The following is an 18,643-nucleotide window of genomic DNA, read 5'->3' on the forward strand; positions in this document are numbered from 1 at the left end:
AAAATTATGCTTCCAAAACGTTATTCGTTTCCTCATTGAAATATTTGGGTATGTAGACTACAATTACTCATAGTCAGTAGAAAATCATTTCTATGCAGAGAGACGAAACGTATGGAGGGTTACAAATGGCAAAATTTACGATTGTTGATAAAGATACATGTATCGCATGTGGGGCCTGCGGAGCAGCCGCCCCAGACATCTTCGACTATGACGACGAAGGCCTCGCGTTCAACTTGATGGACGACAACACGGGCACGATCGAAGTCCCAGACGAATTGTATGAGGACTTGATGGACGCGTTCGAAGGATGCCCGACCGACTCAATTAAAGTCGCGGACGAATCGTTCGATGGCGACGCACTCAAGTACGAATAAGAGAGACATGTGTGCCTGAAGGGCGCACATGTCTTTTTTTTATCGCGTCGCTTTCCGGAAACCCGCTTCACGCGCCTCTTCCTCTGTACAGAACATCTCTTCTGGGATCGTTCGCTCATAGCTCGCCCCGCCCGGAACGTGATAAATCTTCTCTCCGTCCCGATTGATATTCCCTTTAATGTCACATCCATCCGTGTCTCGTTTCGGCTGGGCCGGCTCGGTCGCCTCATGGTCGAAGCCGTTGCCGGTCACGTAGTCCTCAAGACTCCAAATCCCGAGCAATTCCTGACGCGCGGCCTGCTCGACCTCCCGAAACGCATCGACGTGTTGCGTGTTCGGCGCGTATACATAGGCGACACGCGCCAACCCACGGCGCAACAATTCCTCGTTCAACATCGCTTCGTCATACCAGACGTAGGCGAGTGTCCGTTGATAGCGATCGTAGCGCCCGACGTCATACTCGAGCGTGATCGTATCTCCTTCTGGCAGCCAACGCTCGACGAATGATTTCGCATCCTCTCCGAACGGTTGGACCGGCAGCGTCGGATGGCTCGTCTCTGGCGTATCGACGAGCAAGAGACGAATCGATTCGGTCGCCCCGTTCTCAAACTCGACTTTGAGCGTATCTCCGTCGATGACGCGGTCGAGCGTGACCGTCTCGGTCTTGCCGAGCGGCCGTGCGACTTGTTGCGCGACCGACGCCGACGGAAAATCGGCCTCGAGTTCGACGAGCGATTCTGGCGGGTCGATTTGTTCGGCGAACCAGTCGTCGACGGAGCAGCCCGCGAGCGAGATGCTCAGCACGACGGCGATCAGCAGTTGCCACCATTTTTTCAATTGTCTCACCTCTACACCAGTATAACAAAAAAGGTTGTTTGACTTAAGCGTCAAACAACCTGGATGAAATGGACATTTGTCCTTTTGATGATTAGCGTTTCCCTTTAATATATGGGATACCGACCGATTTCGGTGCATCCGCACGTCCGACGACACCTGCGAGGGCAAGGATCGTGAGCGCATACGGCGCAATCAAGAGCAACACTTGCGGCACGTTGCTGATGACCGGCAAGTTGCTACCGATGATCGACAACGCTTGGGCGAATCCGAAGAACAGACCGGCACCGAGCGCGCCGAGCGGATTCCACTTCCCGAAAATCATGGCGGCGATGGCCAAGAAACCTTGACCGACGATCGTCGTCCCGCTGAAGTTTGTCGTGACGGTGACAGCGTACACGGCACCAGCGAGTCCGCCGAACGCTCCTGAGAGCATGACGCCCATGAAGCGCATTTTCGTGACGTTGATCCCCATCGTGTCAGCCGCCATCGGGTGTTCCCCGACCGAACGGAGACGAAGACCGAACGGCGTCTTGAAGATGACGAACCAGACGACGAACGCGAGAATGATCGCGATGAACGACGTGTACTGCACGTTGATGAAGAACATGCGAAGCACCGGGATGTCCGATAGAATCGGCACGTTCTCTTTGGCAATCCGAAACTCGATGAAGTCGGTCTGCCCTTTGTTGTAAAGCACACGGACGACGAAGATGGCGAGTCCGATCGCGAGCATGTTGATCGCGACCCCGAGTACCGTCTGGTCAGCCCGCCAAAGGATGGCCGGCACCGCCAAGAAGAGCGAGAAGAGCGCACCGACGACCATAGCGACCAAAAGTGAGATCCATGGACTGAGACCGCCCAGCCCCATATCCGTCAACGTGAGCGTCGTGATAATTCCTGTCGCAGCACCGATGACCATGATGCCTTCTAAGGCGATGTTGACGACACCCGAACGTTCACTGAAGATGCCGCCGAGCGCCGCGATGATGAGTGGAGTCGCATAGGCTAAGGCAACCGGCACGACGATGTAGAGGACTTCTAAGAAGCTCATTTTTTCTCCACTCCTTTCTTACGATTTCCTTTGAATTTGTCAATCACGTAGTTAAAGGCGTAACCTGAAGCCACGAAGATGACAATCGCGGCGATGATGACTTTGACGAGCTCAGATGGGATGTTCGCACCGAGCTGCATCGCGAGTCCGCCGATATTGAGTCCAGCGAACAAGATAGCTGCCAAGACGACACCGACGGCCGTGTTCGCACCGAGGAGCGCGACGGCGATCCCGTCGAAACCGACTCCGGTGAACGAGGCGCTGAGCGTCATCCCGTTGAACGTACCGAGACCTTCCATCGCCCCTGCGAGTCCTGCGAACATACCCGAGATGACGAATGAGAGAATGATGTTCCGGTTGACGCTCATTCCTGCGTACTGTGATGCGTGTTTGTTGAAACCGACGGCACGAAGCTCATAACCGAGCGTCGTCCGTTGCAAGATGTAGTAATAGACGATCGCTGCGAGCACGGCGATGAGGACACCCCAATGCAAGCGCGAGAACGTCGTCAATTCTTGAAGCATCGGTGACGCGAGCGACGCCGAATCTTTAATGGATTCTGTGCGTTCGTTCGTCACCCCGATGACACTGCGCAAAATCGCGTTCGTCGTGTAGAGCGCGATATAGTTCATCATGATCGATGTGATAACTTCGTGGACGTGGAACTTGGCTTTCAAGAAACCAGGTACGAACGCCCAAAGCGCTGCTGCGAACATGGCCGCGAGAAGCGCGAGCGGCAAGTGGATGAACATCGGCAAATCAAAGTTGATCCCGACATACACCGCTGCCACCCAGCCAATCAACACTTGGCCTTCGACCCCGATGTTGAAGAGGCCGGTCCGGAACGCGAACGCGACGGCCAAACCTGAGAAGATGAGCGGCGCTGCGGCGCGAAGCGTCTCACCGATTGCGTACGGGCTGCCGACCATGCCTTCAAACAGTGACGAGAACCCTCGAATCGGGTCATAGCCACCGATGAGCATGACGATCGCCCCGACGAGAAGTCCCATCAAGATCGACAAGAGCGGGATGAGCAGTCGATTAAATCCTAGTTTATTCATACTGTTTCTTCTCCTCTCTTACCGCCGGCCATCAAGAAGCCGAGTTCTTGCTCCGTCGTCTCTTTCGGATCACGGATTCCGACAATCTTCCCTTCATACAAAACGGCGATTCGGTCCGCGACGTGTAAAATCTCTTCGAGCTCGAACGAGATCAACAAGACGGCGCGTCCTTTTTCACGCTCTTTGATGAGCTGTTCATGAATGAATTCGATGGCCCCGACGTCAAGACCTCGCGTCGGTTGCGCCGCGATCAACAAGTCAGGTGACCGGTCGACTTCACGGGCGATGATGGCTTTCTGTTGGTTACCACCCGACAAGGCACGGGCAGGTACGTCGACCGATGGAGTTCGGACGTCAAACTTCTCAATCAACGCTTTCGCTTTCTCGGCCACGGCTTTATAGTTCATCAAACCACGCTTCGAGAACGGCTCTTTATAATACGTTTGGAGCACCATGTTGTCGCGAATCGTATAATCGAGGACGAGGCCATGTTTATGCCGGTCTTGCGGGATGTGGCCGACACCAGACTCCGTCACTTTGCGCGGCGTGAACCCGGTCACGTCTTTCCCGTTCAACATCACTTTTCCAGACTCGGGTTTCTTCAAGCCCGAGATGGCTTCAATCAATTCGGTCTGTCCGTTCCCGTCAATCCCGGCAATCCCGAGGATTTCCCCTGAACGAATCTGTAAATCCAAGCCGTCGACGGCTTTGAGCCCGCGACTGTCTTTGACGACAAGTTTTTGGACGTCGAGGACGACTTGCTGTGGATCTGCCTTGGAATATTCCGCATCAAAGTTAACTTCACGCCCGACCATCATTTCTGCCAAACGATCTTCGTTGACCGTCTCATCGATATCAATCGTACCGATATAACGTCCACGACGGATGACCGTACAGCGATCGGCGACTTGCATGATCTCTTTCAGCTTATGCGTGATCAAGACGATCGATTTACCTTCTTCAATCAGACGCTTCATGATTTGAATGAGTTCTTGAATCTCTTGCGGCGTCAGTACAGCGGTTGGCTCATCGAAGATCAAGATTTCGGCCCCGCGATAGAGCGTCTTCAAAATTTCGACCCGTTGTTGCATCCCGACCGAGATATCCTCGATTTTCGCATCCGGATCGATCCGAAGACCATACTGTTCCGAGATGTCCATGACTTTTTTACGCGCCGTCGCCCGGTCGACCGTCAGTCCACTCTTCGGCTCTGAGCCGAGGATGATGTTCTCGGTCACCGTGAACTTCTCAACGAGCATGAAGTGTTGGTGTACCATACCGATCCCAAGGTCGTTGGCGATGTTCGGATTCTCAATGTTCACTTTCTCCCCGCGCACGCGGATCTCCCCGCCTTCCGGCTGATAAAGACCGAACAGGACGTTCATGAGCGTCGATTTTCCGGCCCCGTTCTCGCCGAGCAACGCATGAATCTCTCCTTTGCGCAATTGGAGGGTGATATTGTCGTTGGCAACGAACGTTCCGAACTCTTTGCGAATATTGAGCATTTCAATTACATATTCCAAGAAAGTCCACCCCTAACTTTAAGTAAAGGGAGACCGCATGGGTCCCCCCTAACTCAATGAATTATTTTACTGTTTTCATGAACTCTTCGAACTCAGCGTCAGTCGCTGGAGCCGTGATGTCTCCGTCGATCAACTGTGTGCGGTACTCTTCAACTTTTGCGAGGACGTCAGCTGAAACGTTCTCATCAGATGTTTCAGCAATCCCTACACCATCGTCTTTCAAAGAGAACTCAACGATTTCGCCTGCTGGGAACTTATCTTCCATCGCAAGTTTCGATACTTCGTAAGTAGCCGTGTCAACACGTTTGACCATTGAAGTAAGCGTTACGTTTTCTGGAAGACCTTCTTCGTATTGGTCACGGTCAACACCGATGACCCATACATCTTCGCCGTTCTTCTTACGGTTTTTCGCTTCTGTGAATACGCCAACCCCAGTACCGCCTGCTGCGTGGTACACGATATCAGAACCTGCTCCGTACATACCTGAAGCAATTGCTGTACCTTTTTCAGCTGAGTTGAAGTCTTCAGCGTACTTCACGTCGATTGTCGCATCCGGGTTAACGGCCATGACGCCAGCTTTATAACCGTTCTCGAACTTCTTGATCAAGTCAGACTCAACGCCGCCGACGAATCCAACTTTGTCAGTTTTCGTAGTAAGACCAGCGACAACACCGACGAGGAACGAACCTTCTTGCTCTTTGAACGTGATTGATGCGACGTTCGGTGCATCAACGACCATGTCGACGATCGCGAAGTTGTTGTCTGGGAACTGCTCAGCTACTTTTTGAATGTCTTCGCCCATCAAGAAGCCGATTCCGTAAATCAAGTTGAAGTTATCGCGTGCCAATTGTTGCAAGTTTGGCTGGTAGTCTGCTTGCTTCGATGATTGAAGATATTTGAATCCTTCGTTCTCAGTCAAGTTGTTGTCTTCCCCGAACTTCGTGAGACCTTCCCAAGCTGATTGGTTGAACGACTTATCATCGACACCGCCAGTATCGGTTACCATCGCTACTTTGAAGTCACTGCCTTCGCCGCCGCCTTCGCCGTTCGATGCCCCTTCATTGTCATCCCCGCCACATGCTGCGAGTACTGTCGAGAGTGTGAGACCTGCTGCTAAAGCTGAGAGAATTGTTTTTTTCTTGTTCATCGTCGTGTTTCCCCTTTCGGATCATAACAATTAAGGTTGTCATGTCATCAGTAGTCTTTACACCGGTATAAGAAAGCGCTTTCACGCTGTTCCCCAAAAATAACCGTTTCCGGATAAAACGAACGTGCTTAAACGCGTTTGCGGACGACGTGGAAGTCGAAGCGGTCCGCTCGGAAAAAGTTTGCCGAATCGAGCAGCGGTAAGTCGCTCTCATCGTAATGCAATTGTTTCAATGCCAGTAACGGTTGGTCCGTTTGAAGTTGCGTCGAAATTTCAGCGTTCACACTCGGTTCGATGTGCGTGATCGCATATGCGACCCGACGTCCTACCTCTTTTTCGAGCGCATCAAACAATGACTTTCCTTCCGTCAACGCCTTCGGATTCGAGACGAGATGGGCTGGGATTTTATCGACACAGTAGACGACTGGTGTCTCATCCGCATATCGAATCCGGACGATCCGATAAATCGGTGAGTTCGGTTCGATTTTTAAACGCTCGGCTTCTCTCTCGGTCGCTAGAACCTTTTCGGCCACCAACACTTTCGTTCCTGGTGTCATTTTGGCGCGCATGATCATGTCCGTGACGCTGAACAGCTCTTCAATCCCTGAAGTAAACGGGGGTTTTGAACTGATGAATGTCCCGACGCCATGTTTCCGCACGACAAATTTCTCGTCTTCGAGAATACGAAGTGCTTCCCGGAGTGTCGCTCGACTGACTCCTAGTTGCTTCGATAACTCGAATTCTGAAGGAAGTTTCTCTCCTTCACGATAGACACCATCGTCGATATCTTGCTTGATTTTCTCAATCACGCGAAGATAGAGCAAGCGATGATCGAGCTTGATCGACATGGGCCTCACCACCTTTACCTATTTCTTACCAGTGCTCAGACATCTGACGTATGAATGTCCTTGCCAATATTAAGTATAGGGATTCGAGAAATAGAACGCAATACTTTTTGTTCGGAATCAGGGAAATATTTTAAAGTGAAGGGATTATGTACACTTCATAGTCTATATTACCTGTTCTGGCAGGCTTTGAAAAGAAATCGTAAAATGAAAACGGTATTAAAAAATGAAAGCGGTTCAACATTTTTAGTAGTATGTCCTAATGAATCAAATAGGTCAGATGTGCTATATTAGTTCGTCCCAACATGACGTCGACCCCGATCGTCACGTTTGAACCGGATTATCTGAAATCAGATAAAAAAACGAACGATTAGGATTGAATATACCTAATCGTTCGTTTTATTTTTTAACCCTCTGGTTGGTTGATGAGCACTTTCCGCGGCTTCGAGCCTTCTGACGGCCCGACATATCCGGCTTGTTCGAGTGAATCGATCAAGCGGGCTGCCCGGTTATAACCGATGCGGAATCTTCGTTGAATCATCGAAGTGGACGCCGTCTCTTGCGTCAAAATGAATTGAACGACTTCTTCGAACAATGAATCGTCCGAATCAATGGTCGTGACCTCTTCTTCTTTCGGCATCATCGCCTCGACGTATTGGGCCCGTTGCTGGGCGATGACATGATTGACGACCGTTTCGACTTCTTGGTCGGACACGAACGCACCTTGCACACGGATCGGTTTGTTCATCCCGTTGGCGAGCATGAGCATGTCACCCCGGCCGAGCAACTTCTCAGCACCTCCCCCGTCAAGGATCGTCCGTGAATCCGTCTGCGACGAGACGGCGAACGCGATGCGGGACGGGATGTTCGCTTTGATGACGCCCGTAATGACGTCGACAGACGGACGCTGGGTGGCGAGCACCATATGAATGCCGGCCGCCCGTGCCATCTGGGCAAGACGCATGATGGCGTCCTCGACGTCGTTCGAGGCGACCATCATCAAATCGGCGAGCTCATCGACGATGACGACGATGAACGGCAGACGTTTGGCGTCTTCATCGTCCGATTTATCGACGAGTTCGTTATATCCTTCGATATTCCGCACACCATAACGGCTGAACAACTCATAGCGTCGTTCCATCTCGGCGACAACTTGTTTGAGTGCTTGGGCAGCTTTCTTCGGATCCGTCACGACCGGCGTCAGCAAGTGCGGGACGCCGTTATAGACGTTCAACTCGACCATTTTCGGATCGATCATCATGAGCCGGACTTCATCAGGACGAGTCCGCATCAAGAGCGACACGATCATGCCGTTGATACAGACCGATTTCCCGGAACCGGTCGAACCCGCGACGAGCAAGTGCGGCATCTTGTTCAAGGCGATCGTCACCGTCTCGCCACTGATGCTGCGCCCAAGGGCGACGAGGAGTGGCGACTGCTCCCGCTTGACCGGATCGGCCTCGAGCACTTCACGGAGACAGACCGGGGCCACTTCCTGATTCGGCACTTCAATCCCGATGGCGGCCTTTCCTGGGATCGGCGCCTCGATCCGGATGTCTTTGGCGGCAAGCGCAAGGGCAAGGTCATCGCTGAGCGAGGTGATGCGGCTCACTTTGACCCCGATATCCGGTTGCAGTTCATATTTCGTCACGGTCGGACCAAGATGAATCTTTAACACCTTCACACCGACGCCGAACGATTTGAGCGTCTGGACGAGTTTTGTCGCATTTGCTTTCAGACGGGCGTTCTCGCCGGACAGGTCGGTCACGACCGGTTCGCTGAGGATGGTGAACGTTGGCAATTCATACGTGTCCGACACGTCTTGTGACGCCGTCATCATCATGTCCTCGGTCGGTAGCTCCGTCACTTCTTCCGTCGAGGCCACTTCTTCCGTTTTCGGACGTTTCTCGGCGACGACTTTCTCGCTGAACCCGACAATCGGGATGTCATGCATCGTCACCGCGTCTGCTTCAGGCTCGGCTTCGACCGGCTTCGATTCAACCTTTGCCGGTGCCGAAACCGCCTTCTTCCGATTGGACACCGGAGCCGGTTTGACCCGCTCCCGGTCGTGCCATTCTTGTTTGATGGCCGTACCGGTCTCGAGCAGGCGCGACCCGATCGTCCGCCAAATCGTCGGCGATAAGAGCGAGATCCCGATGATCATGCATAACACGCCTAAAAAGATGATCCCAAAGTCGGAGAGCAAGTATTGGTTGAGCTGATACAGCGCCCCGTTGATCGTCCCCCGTTCCGCTCCCCATACCAAATCTCCGAACATGAGAAACGAGACGAACAGGAACAGGATGCCCGTCCGTTGCATCGGACGAAATTCGTTTAAAAAGACGAGCAACGTGAATGCGATTGCCAAATACGTGAGTGCCCCCCAGCCTCCGAATAACGTCGTCGCGAGGAGTGACGTCTGATTCCCGACCCAACCGAAGTCGAACAAGGAGAAGATGAACGCCGTGATCGACGTGACGAACATGACCCAGCCATATGTACGTAGTGGGATTGGCTGTTTTTTCGCACGCCTTGTCGTCGGTCGCTTCCGCTTCGCCGGAGTTTTTCTCGATTTTTGTGCCACCTTAGATTCCTCCTAAAAAAACGAGGCAAAAGTCTGATGACTTTTGCCTCAATCTCAATTCCTTAAATCTCCATGATGATCGGCAAGATCATCGGACGACGTTTCGTCTGTTCGAACAAGTAGACGCTGAGCCGCTCGCGGATATTTGATTTCAACTCGGTCCAATCACTTCCAGCCTGGAGACTCTTCTCGATCTGTTTCGTGACGATGCGGTTCGCTTCTGAGATCATCTCTTCGGATTCACGCATATAGACGAATCCGCGCGAGATGAGTTCAGGTCCTGAAATCAATTTCTTCTGTTTCCGGTTCAACGTGACGACACAGAGGACGACACCGTCTTGTGACAATAGACGACGGTCACGGAGGACGATGTTCCCGACGTCCCCAACGCCAATCCCATCGATCAAGACGTTGCCGGCCGGTACTTTACGGCTCATCCGAGCTTTACGTCCCGTGAACTCGACGACATCCCCTTTTTCGACGATGAAGATGTTGTTCGATTTCACACCGACTTGCTCGGCGAGTTTCGAGTGGGCCATCTGCATCCGGTATTCTCCGTGAATCGGAAGGAAGTACTTCGGTTTGACGAGGTTCAACATGAGCTTGAGCTCTTCGGCCGAACCGTGTCCCGAGACGTGTACTTTCCGTTGGTTATAGATGACGTTCGCTCCTGAGCGGAACAAAAGGTCGATCGTCTTCGAGACGGACTTCTCGTTCCCAGGAATCGGTGTCGCCGCGATGACGACCGTGTCGTTCAAGCGGATGTTCACTTGCTTATGGGCGTTGCGCGCCATGCGCGTCAAGGCCGCCATCGGCTCGCCTTGCGAACCGGTCGTCAAGATGACGACTTTGTTGTCAGGCAAGCGATTCACTTGCGACAGCTCGACGAGCGTCTTCGGCTTGAAGCGAAGGTAGTTGAGCTTCTGCGCCACTTCGACGATATTGACCATGCTGCGACCGACGACGGCGACTTTGCGGTCGTTCGCCTCGGCTGCCGCGAACACTTGTTGAAGACGGTGCACGTTCGAAGCGAAAGAGGCGACGATGACGCGGCCCTCAGCTTGATAGATGACATCGTTCAACTCGGCGCCGACGAGCGACTCCGAACCAGTTTGGCCAGGGCGTTCCGCATTCGTCGAATCTGACAATAAGCAGAGGACGCCGCGTTGGCCGATGGCTGCCAACTTGTTGAAGTCCGACTGTTTCCCATCGACTGGCGTGTAATCAAACTTAAAGTCGCCCGTGTGTACGATGGCGCCTTGTGACGTTTGAATGCAGACACCGACACAATCCGGGATTGAGTGGTTGACGCGGAAGAAAGTGATGAAATGATCAGCGATAGTCAATTTCGTTTTGGCGTCAATCAATCGGAGGTCGACTTCTTTTAACAAGCCCGCCTCTTTCAATTTGAGCTCGATTAAACCGAGCGTCAATTTCGTCCCATACACGGGAACGTGCTTCAAATCACGGAGTACATAGCTGAGCCCACCGATATGGTCTTCGTGACCATGGGTGATGAAAATCGCGCGTACCCGATCTTTATTTTCTTTTAAATACGTAATGTCTGGGATGACAATATCAATCCCGAGCATCTCATCGCCTGGAAACATAAGGCCGGCATCGATGACGAAGATGTCGTCGTCTAGTTCCACGACGTACATGTTCTTCCCGATTTCGCCTACGCCTCCAAGCGCAAAGACGCTAACGTTCTCTGTCTTCTTCTTTGACACTAACAAAAACCTCCTAGATGTTGCATATTCTGTTTCGTCCACTTATCGCTACTGAATATTGTATCGGAAAACTGCTGATATGCCAACATTTCCGTTCAATTGACGAGAGGTTTCATCACATCGGCGAGTGGCATCGTCGCTTTGTCGTCCGGACGTTTCCCGGAAGCGAGTTGGCGAATCGACAAGCCGAAGTCCATTTGTAAATGCGGGTAATCCGGAAAACTTCTCCAATCCCCGCCCCATTCGAAGCCGAGTGCTTTGCCGAGTTCTCCTAACTCTTGCCAATCGGGTTCGTCCGATCGGTTGTGGTCCGACTCGAGATTGTAATCGGCACGGTTATTGTGGATGATGACGAAATCGACAGCGAGCCCGTAGTTATGGTAACTTTGTCCCGCCTTGGCGTTCGTCACGACTTGTCCCGGTTTCGAGCGGCCTTGGGCATAGAGTGCGTTCTGCTCATCGGCCGACCGATACCCCGACGTCAGACGGACCTCGAGGCCGAGGCAAGAGTAGGCCAGGCGCACGAACGACTCGCTCCGCTCGCGGACGTGCGGATGAAGCTTCGCGAACGCCTTTTCACTCCGCTCGACGACGACATCTTCCGAGCCCGGGTTGCGTTCACACATTCCCGCTTCAAATGTCGGTTCATCGACCCATGGCATCGGGCCCGGACGTGACAACGTGTACGCTAAAAAGATTCCGACTAAAAACGCCGTCATCGCGAACGTCAAAACGCCGGTCCATTTCATCGGCGCAACCGTTTACGGAGTCCTTTGACGAGCGGTAATCCCGTCTCGAGGGCGAAATAGAGCGGACGATTCAAGACGAGGTCGAACTCGCCGACTTTTTCGATCAAATCGCTTCCCCAGCCCGACTTGAACGCATAAAGCCCTGCATACTCGTCATCAGGCTCCGTGCTACCCGATACGCCACCGAAATCGTAGCGTTCGGCCCCGCTCGCCTTGGCTGCTTGCATCATCGTCCATTGCATGAGGTGGTTCGGCATGAACTCACGAAACTCGTTCGAGGATGCCCCGTACAGATAATACGAGCGTCGTCCGGCAAGCGTCAACAGACCGCCCGACAAGACGAGACCGTTCGGGTATTTCTCGTGTAACTCCGTCAGTTCAGGTAACGCGGCTTGAATCTTCTCGATTTGCTCACGTGTCTGCTTTTGACGGTTCAACAAGCTCGTCCGTTTCTTCTCGACCGTTTCCGTCTCGAGTGACCGTTCGATTTTCCCAAGGTCACGCTCCGCTTTTTCGAGTGTGGCCATCTGTTGGTCGAGTGCGAGTTTCGGCTCGAGTTTCGTCAAGAACAAACGGGCGTCATCAGGTTGCAGACAATCGTATAGGTTCTCGAAATAGTCAAGTCCACGAATGGCAAAACCGTCACGCTCGCCCGTCACTTTCATCAAGTCGGCGAACGTCTTAAGCCCGTCGCGCCCGACTTCCGTGCAGACGATCCCTTTCCGTTCGGCCAAACGAACGTTATAGCGGAATTTATGATGGAATTTGCCGAAGATGTCTTTCTCGCTCGGGCGTAAATCCGTCTCCATCGTGAACCGCGGTTGGGCGTAATCAAACCCACCGCCGTATCCTTTATGGGCGAAGCCAAGACTCGCCATCTCGGTCAATAGACCTGGCACTTCATCTCGATCGATATTCGGATCGATTTTCACGACGATCGCTTTGTTCGCCTTGGCGACCCGCTTCGCCTCCTCGGTCAATGCCCGTAAAGAAGCCACGTCGTCATAGTCGACGACGAAACCGCGTGGTGCATAGCAGAGTGTGAATGGGAGCTTCGGTACACGTTTGAATAAGAGTAACGCCACCCCGCTTGTCACCCCATCGTTCGCGACGGCGACCCGCTCGGCGAACCAGCCGTTTTGTCGTTTGACGTCGGCCCAACTCGAAAGCTGAAGCAAGTCCCCACGGTCGTGTGTTTTGACGAAATCGTCATGCTCTTTCTCTGTCAAGGTGATCGGTTGTACTGCCATAAATCATATTTCCTCCGTCTTCAAAATTGTCGCTCGGACGATTGCTTCTTCATCTAGCGGAATTTTCTCATTACCGATGATTTGATATTTCTCATGCCCTTTTCCGGCCAAGACGACGATATTGTCCGGTTCGGCCAACCGAGCCGCATAACGGACAGCCTCTTCCCGGTCCCCAATCTCGACGAAATTATCATGGGTCATCCCGGCGGCGATTCCGCTCGTGATCGAGTCGTACGCTTCAAAACGCGGGTCATCCGTCGTGATGACGACCGTCCCCGCATATTTCGAGGCCATCTCTCCCATCGTCGGCCGCTTCGTAACGTCACGGTTCCCGCCTGTACCGATCAAGAATACAATCTTCTCTTTCGGGACACCGACGAGTGATTTCAAGCATTGCTCGATGCCATCCGGTGTATGCGCATAGTCCGCATAGACGTTATACCCTGGTACGTCGAGACGTTGCATCCGCCCTTTGGCAGGATGAATCGACTCGAGCGCCTGAACGATCTCGGGCAAACGATAGCCGGCAGCGATCAAACACCCGGTCGCGAGCAAGATGTTGTACACGTTGAACCGGCCGATGAATTGAACGGTCAACGGATGACTCTCCCCTTGGTAGTTGAGGCTAAAACTCGTCTCTGACAGCGTCTGAACGATATCTGATGCCGTCACATCGGCCATCTCGTCGATTGCATACGTGATCACTCGGGCGCCCGTCATCGTCTCGTACAGCTTGCTGTACGGATCATCCGCGTTCAACACGGCAACTTTGTGACGCGACGCCATCTGTCCGAGTTGAGCGAACAATAAGCCTTTCGCCCGCGCATAGTTTTCGAACGTACCATGGAAATCGAGATGGTCATGCGTCAAGTTCGTGAAGCCGACGATATCGAAGTCCGTACCGATGACGCGACCGAGTTCGAGTCCGTGCGATGACACTTCCATCATCACATCGGTGACGCCTTCTTCGTGCATCCGGGCGAGCAACTGTTGCAGCTCAGAGCTTTGCGGTGTCGTGTTTTTGCTCGGGACGACCGTATCGTTAATGCGTACCTCGACCGTGCCGATCAAGCCGGTGCTATGTCCGAGCTCGGTGAGAACATCACGTAAAATGGTCGTCGTCGTCGTCTTGCCGTTCGTTCCCGTGATCCCGAACAGACGCATCTGCTCAGACGGATATTGATAGAACGCGGACGCCAATAGACCGACCGTACGCGTGCTGTCACGCACGATCAAGTTCGGCACACTCAAAGGGAGTGGCCGTTCACTGACGACGGCGACTGCGCCTTTAGTGACTGCTAAATCAGCGTAGTCGTGACCGTCGACCGTATAGCCTTTAATGGCGACGAACAGCGTCCCTGGGACGACTTCACGTGAGTCGGTCGTCACATGGGTCACCGTGATTCCTTGTAGGTTTGGTTGATTAATCAATTGTATGTGGTTAGCTAAATCCGTTAAGTTCAAGTCTTTCCCTTCTTTCACCTGTTCCTGTCCAAAGTAAAGAATACCTCTTAATCAGTGTAGAGAACTTACAATTCGGTTTCAAGTCAGTCTTCGGACGGAAGGACATATGATTTGGCAGGGGCGTGGCCGAGCACCTCATTGATGAGGGTGTTGACGTCACGCGTTTCAATGCGATCAACTTTGTCGAGCACTTCGTTCAAATCCTCGACTTCATCGAGCAGGACGAGGTTACGCCCGTTGCGGTTCATCCGTGCGCTCGTGCTCTCGTTCCCAAGGACGAGCGACCCTTTCAGTTGTCGTTTCCCTTTCTCGACTTCCTCATCGGACAGCCCATCCGCTTTTAACGTTTCGAGCTCACGCGTCATGATCGTCTCGACTTGCGCGAGCGTTTCTGGTGACGTTCCGATATAAATGGTGAACGTCCCGTGGTCGTCGAACGTCGTATAGTACGAGTAGATCGAGTAGGCGAGGCCTTGCTCTTCTCGAATCGACTGGAACAGCCGTGACGACATCGTCGCCCCGATCGCATTGTTCAACAAGGCCAAATGCGGCAATCGATCGTCTTTGGCGGCAATCGCCTCGAAGTTCCAGCACAGGTGCGCTTGCTCCGTCTCTTTCTGTTTTTTCACCACGTCGCTATACAAGATCGGCGTCGTCGATTCTTTCGGTGATTCCCCTGATGGAAGGTCGGCAAACCTTCTCGTGACCGCCTCGACCAACTCTTGCGGCACGTGGCCGGCGATTGAGACGACGACACGGTTGCCTGTATACGTCGAAGCGACGTAGCGGAGCAATTGCTCCCGAGATAGTCCGAGGACGCTCGCTTCCGTCCCGAGAATCGGTTCGGCGAGAATATCATCTTTATAGACGGCTTTCGCGAGCAGCTCGTGGACGAGATCTTCCGGGGTGTCCTCATACATTTTAATCTCTTCTAAGACGACCCGCTTCTCTTTCTCGAGCTCCGTCTCATCAAACAACGAATCGAACAGCATGTCGGCGAGCGCGTCGAAGGCGATGACCGCGTGCTCATCAAGCGTCTTCACGTAATAGCACGTATGATCTTTTGACGTGAACGCGTTCACGCTTCCGCCAAGTTCATCAAAGAACGACGCGATCTCTTTTGCCGTTCTCGTCTTTGTTCCTTTGAATAACATATGTTCAATCAAGTGGCTGATGCCGATCTCGGTCATGTCTTCGGTCCGAGTGCCGGCTTTGATAAAGACACCGGTCGACGTGCTGCGGACATCCGCCATCGGTTCAATCACGATGCGGACGCCGTTGTCTAATGTGATCCATTCCATGTTATCACTCCTATGAAAAAGGCCATCGCACCAGACGATGGCCATCATGATTAGTTTGTCGGGCGTGGCGGACGACGGTCTCCGTCACGACGCGGCGGACGGCTGTCACGTGGTGGACGGCTCTCGCGCTGCGCTTTACGTTTCGCTTCGTATGCTTCGCGTTCTTCCGGTGACAATCCTTCAAGGATGAGCACTTTGTGCGAGGCATTGACTCGGCCTTTGTCATCGATTTCCGTTACGCGGACTTTAATTGTATCACCGAGTTTAACGACGTCTTCGACGTTCGCGACGCGATCAAGACTGAACTCAGAGACGTGGACGAGCGCGTCCTTGCCTTTGAACAACTCAACGAAAGCGCCGAATTTCTCAATCCGACGAACCGTCGCATCGAACTCTTCGCCGACGACGACTTCGCGGACGATGTCGCCGATGAGCGCCATCGCCATGTCGATGCCTTCTTGATCGGTCGACGCGATGAAGACTGTACCGTCTTGCTCGATATCGATTTTGACACCCGTTTGGTCGATGATGCTGTTGATCATCTTCCCGCCCGGTCCGATCACGTCGCGGATCTTGTCCGGATTAATCGTCATCGTCACGATTTTCGGTGCATACTTCGACAACTGCGGACGCGGTGCGTCGAGCGTCTCAAGCATATGGTTCAAGATATGGAGACGGCCTGAACGTGCTTGTTCGAGTGCCTCTTCCAAGATCTCACGCGTGATCCCGGCAATTTTGATGTCCATTTGGAGCGCCGTGATCCCGTCTTTCGTTCCTGCTACTTTGAAGTCCATGTCTCCGAGATGATCTTCGAGACCTTGGATGTCAGTGAGGACCGTATAGTGTTCGCCTTCCATGATGAGACCCATTGCGATCCCGGCAACTGGTGCCTTGATCGGCACACCTGCGTCCATGAGGGCGAGTGTCGAACCACAGATTGACGCCTGTGAACTCGAACCATTCGACTCGAGTACTTCCGAGACGAGACGAATCGTGTACGGGAAGTCGGCTTCTTTCGGGATGATTGGAAGAAGTGCACGTTCTCCGAGGGCACCGTGACCGATTTCACGACGACCTGGCGCACGCACCGGACGAGCTTCTCCGACCGAGAACGGCGGGAAGTTATAGTGGTGCATGAAGCGCTTGTTCTCTTCTAACCCGATGCCGTCGATGATTTGAGCATCTCCGATGACGCCGAGTGTCGCGACCGACATGACTTGTGTTTGTCCACGTGTGAATAACCCAACGCCGTGGGCGCGTGGCAACAAGCCCGTTTCTGATGCGAGCGGGCGGATGACTTCCGGGCGACGACCGTCCGGACGAACTTTGTCGACCGTGATCAAACGGCGGACTTCGTCTTTGACGAACTTGTTCAAGATGCCAGATACTTCTTTCAACTTGGCCGGTTCGTCAGCGAGTGATTCTTCGTATGCAGCTACGTATTTAGCAATCACTTCGTTGATTGCTGCGTCACGTGCATGCTTCTCTTCGACTTGAACCGCGGCGTTGATTTCTGGACGTGCTGCTTCGAGCTCAGCCGACAAAGCATCATCAAACTTCGATACCGTATATTCGAACTTCGGTTTCCCGACAGCTTCGACGATTTCTGTTTGGAACGCGACCAATTTCTTGATCTCTTCGTGACCGAACAAGATTGACTCGAGCATGACGTCTTCCGGTACTTCGTTCGCGCCTGCCTCAACCATGTTGATCGCAGTTGCTGTTCCGGCGACTTGGAGCTCAAGGTCCGTCTGTTCGAGTTGAGCTGTCGTCGGGTTGACGACGAACTCACCGTTGACACGTCCGACTGTCGCTCCGGCGATCGGCCCGTCGAACGGGATGTCCGAAATTGAGAGTGCGATCGACGTTCCAAGCATACCGGCCATTTCAGCCGAGCAGTCTGGATCGTTCGACATGACGTAGATCATGACTTGAATATCGTGACGGAATCCGTCAGGGAAAAGCGGACGGATCGGACGGTCGATGAGACGTGATGTCAAAATCGCGTTCTCTCCAGGACGTCCTTCCCGACGGAGGAAACCTCCTGGGATTTTACCGACCGAGTATAATTTTTCTTCATAGTTGACCGTGAGCGGGAAGAAATCTAAATCCTTCGGCGCTTTCGATGCTGTGACCGTGGCGAGCACGACCGTGTCCCCATAACGGACGAGTGCCGAGCCGTTTGCTTGTTTCGCAAGTTGCCCGACTTCTACAGATAGCGGACGACCGCCCCATTCAGTAGAAAAGACTTGTTTCGTACCTAACATGAACATTCTCCTCTCAAACCTTATCTAGTTTATTATGTAACTCATTCATATGAATGTCTAATGATTTTCCTCCCAAAAAAGAAGAAACGGACTAGGAACAAGTGTCCCAGTCCGTCACATGGTCCGTTCGGATTAACGACGGAGACCAAGGCGTTGAATCAATTCACGGTAACGTGTAACGTCCTTGTTACGAAGGTACGTAAGCAAGTTACGGCGACGTCCAACCATTTTCAAAAGACCGCGACGTGAGTGGTGGTCTTTCTTGTGTGTACGAAGATGATCGTTCAAAGTGTTGATTTGTTCAGTCAATACTGCAACTTGAACTTCCGGTGAACCAGTGTCACCTTGTTTTGTCGCGTATTCCGCGATGATTTCGTTTTTACGTTCTTTTGAGAGTGCCATTGCCTCTCCACCTCCATTTAATAGAAAATTGCCGCGTTGCCGAGCCGTCGTTGGTGAA

At 52.8% G+C, this 18,643-nt stretch carries 15 protein-coding genes; 1 reads left to right on the forward strand and 14 read right to left on the reverse strand.

Going from position 1 to position 18,643, the window contains the following annotated elements; genetic code table 11:
- Positions 1-125: 125 nt before the first annotated feature.
- Positions 126-374: a ferredoxin gene (locus tag KNP75_RS08225; protein ID WP_021067177.1), complete on the forward strand. Its 249-nt coding sequence runs from the start codon at positions 126-128 to the stop codon at positions 372-374.
- A 39-nt stretch (positions 375-413) separates the two neighbouring features.
- On the opposite strand, the gene KNP75_RS08230 is transcribed toward KNP75_RS08225, so the two are convergent.
- From KNP75_RS08230 to rpsO, 14 genes are all read right to left on the reverse strand, one after another.
- A complete protein-coding gene (locus KNP75_RS08230) occupies positions 414-1,220 on the reverse strand; it encodes a thermonuclease family protein (protein WP_215190201.1) in 807 nt (268 codons plus the stop codon).
- Positions 1,221-1,302: 82 nt separating this feature from the next.
- The gene (locus tag KNP75_RS08235) at positions 1,303-2,262 is read right to left on the reverse strand and encodes an ABC transporter permease (protein WP_034777299.1); all 960 of its coding nucleotides are present in this window, start codon (positions 2,260-2,262) and stop codon (positions 1,303-1,305) included.
- Positions 2,259-3,323, reverse strand: coding sequence for an ABC transporter permease (locus KNP75_RS08240; protein WP_034777298.1), 1,065 nt, complete (start codon positions 3,321-3,323; stop codon positions 2,259-2,261). The genes KNP75_RS08235 and KNP75_RS08240 overlap by 4 nt, the downstream gene beginning before the upstream one ends.
- Positions 3,320-4,846, reverse strand: a complete 1,527-nt coding sequence (locus KNP75_RS08245; RefSeq protein WP_034777297.1) for an ABC transporter ATP-binding protein — start codon at positions 4,844-4,846, stop codon at positions 3,320-3,322. The genes KNP75_RS08240 and KNP75_RS08245 overlap by 4 nt, the downstream gene beginning before the upstream one ends.
- Before the next feature lie 61 nt (positions 4,847-4,907).
- On the reverse strand, positions 4,908-5,993 hold the full coding sequence (locus KNP75_RS08250) for a BMP family lipoprotein (RefSeq protein WP_034777296.1): 1,086 nt from the start codon (positions 5,991-5,993) through the stop codon (positions 4,908-4,910).
- A 128-nt stretch (positions 5,994-6,121) separates the two neighbouring features.
- Positions 6,122-6,841 carry a GntR family transcriptional regulator gene (locus KNP75_RS08255; protein WP_034777294.1) on the reverse strand — a complete coding sequence of 240 codons (720 nt, stop codon included), beginning with the start codon at positions 6,839-6,841 and terminating at the stop codon, positions 6,122-6,124.
- Between the two features lie 403 nt (positions 6,842-7,244).
- Positions 7,245-9,422 carry a DNA translocase FtsK gene (locus KNP75_RS08260; RefSeq protein WP_215190202.1) on the reverse strand — a complete coding sequence of 726 codons (2,178 nt, stop codon included), beginning with the start codon at positions 9,420-9,422 and terminating at the stop codon, positions 7,245-7,247.
- A gap of 62 nt (positions 9,423-9,484) precedes the next feature.
- Entirely contained in the window at positions 9,485-11,152 is a 1,668-nt protein-coding gene (locus KNP75_RS08265; protein ID WP_034777292.1) for a ribonuclease J, read from the reverse strand.
- Positions 11,153-11,247: 95 nt separating this feature from the next.
- Positions 11,248-11,901, reverse strand: a complete 654-nt coding sequence (locus KNP75_RS08270; RefSeq protein ID WP_214707485.1) for a M15 family metallopeptidase — start codon at positions 11,899-11,901, stop codon at positions 11,248-11,250.
- On the reverse strand, positions 11,898-13,151 hold the full coding sequence (locus KNP75_RS08275) for a lipid II:glycine glycyltransferase FemX (RefSeq protein WP_034777290.1): 1,254 nt from the start codon (positions 13,149-13,151) through the stop codon (positions 11,898-11,900). Before KNP75_RS08275 ends, KNP75_RS08270 begins: the two co-directional genes overlap by 4 nt.
- Before the next feature lie 3 nt (positions 13,152-13,154).
- The gene (locus KNP75_RS08280; protein WP_251128218.1) at positions 13,155-14,615 is read right to left on the reverse strand and encodes a UDP-N-acetylmuramoyl-L-alanyl-D-glutamate--2,6-diaminopimelate ligase; all 1,461 of its coding nucleotides are present in this window, start codon (positions 14,613-14,615) and stop codon (positions 13,155-13,157) included.
- Positions 14,616-14,698: 83 nt separating this feature from the next.
- Entirely contained in the window at positions 14,699-15,916 is a 1,218-nt protein-coding gene (locus KNP75_RS08285; protein ID WP_215190204.1) for a M16 family metallopeptidase, read from the reverse strand.
- Positions 15,917-15,966: 50 nt separating this feature from the next.
- Positions 15,967-18,183, reverse strand: a complete 2,217-nt coding sequence (pnp, locus tag KNP75_RS08290) for a polyribonucleotide nucleotidyltransferase (RefSeq protein WP_138859580.1) — start codon at positions 18,181-18,183, stop codon at positions 15,967-15,969.
- Positions 18,184-18,315: 132 nt separating this feature from the next.
- Entirely contained in the window at positions 18,316-18,585 is a 270-nt protein-coding gene (gene rpsO, locus KNP75_RS08295) for a 30S ribosomal protein S15 (RefSeq protein WP_015881433.1), read from the reverse strand.
- Between the last annotated feature and the right edge of the window lie 58 nt (positions 18,586-18,643).

Origin of the sequence: Exiguobacterium sp. s6, assembly GCF_018618155.1 — a bacterium.
GTDB lineage: Bacteria > Bacillota > Bacilli > Exiguobacteriales > Exiguobacteriaceae > Exiguobacterium > Exiguobacterium mexicanum_A.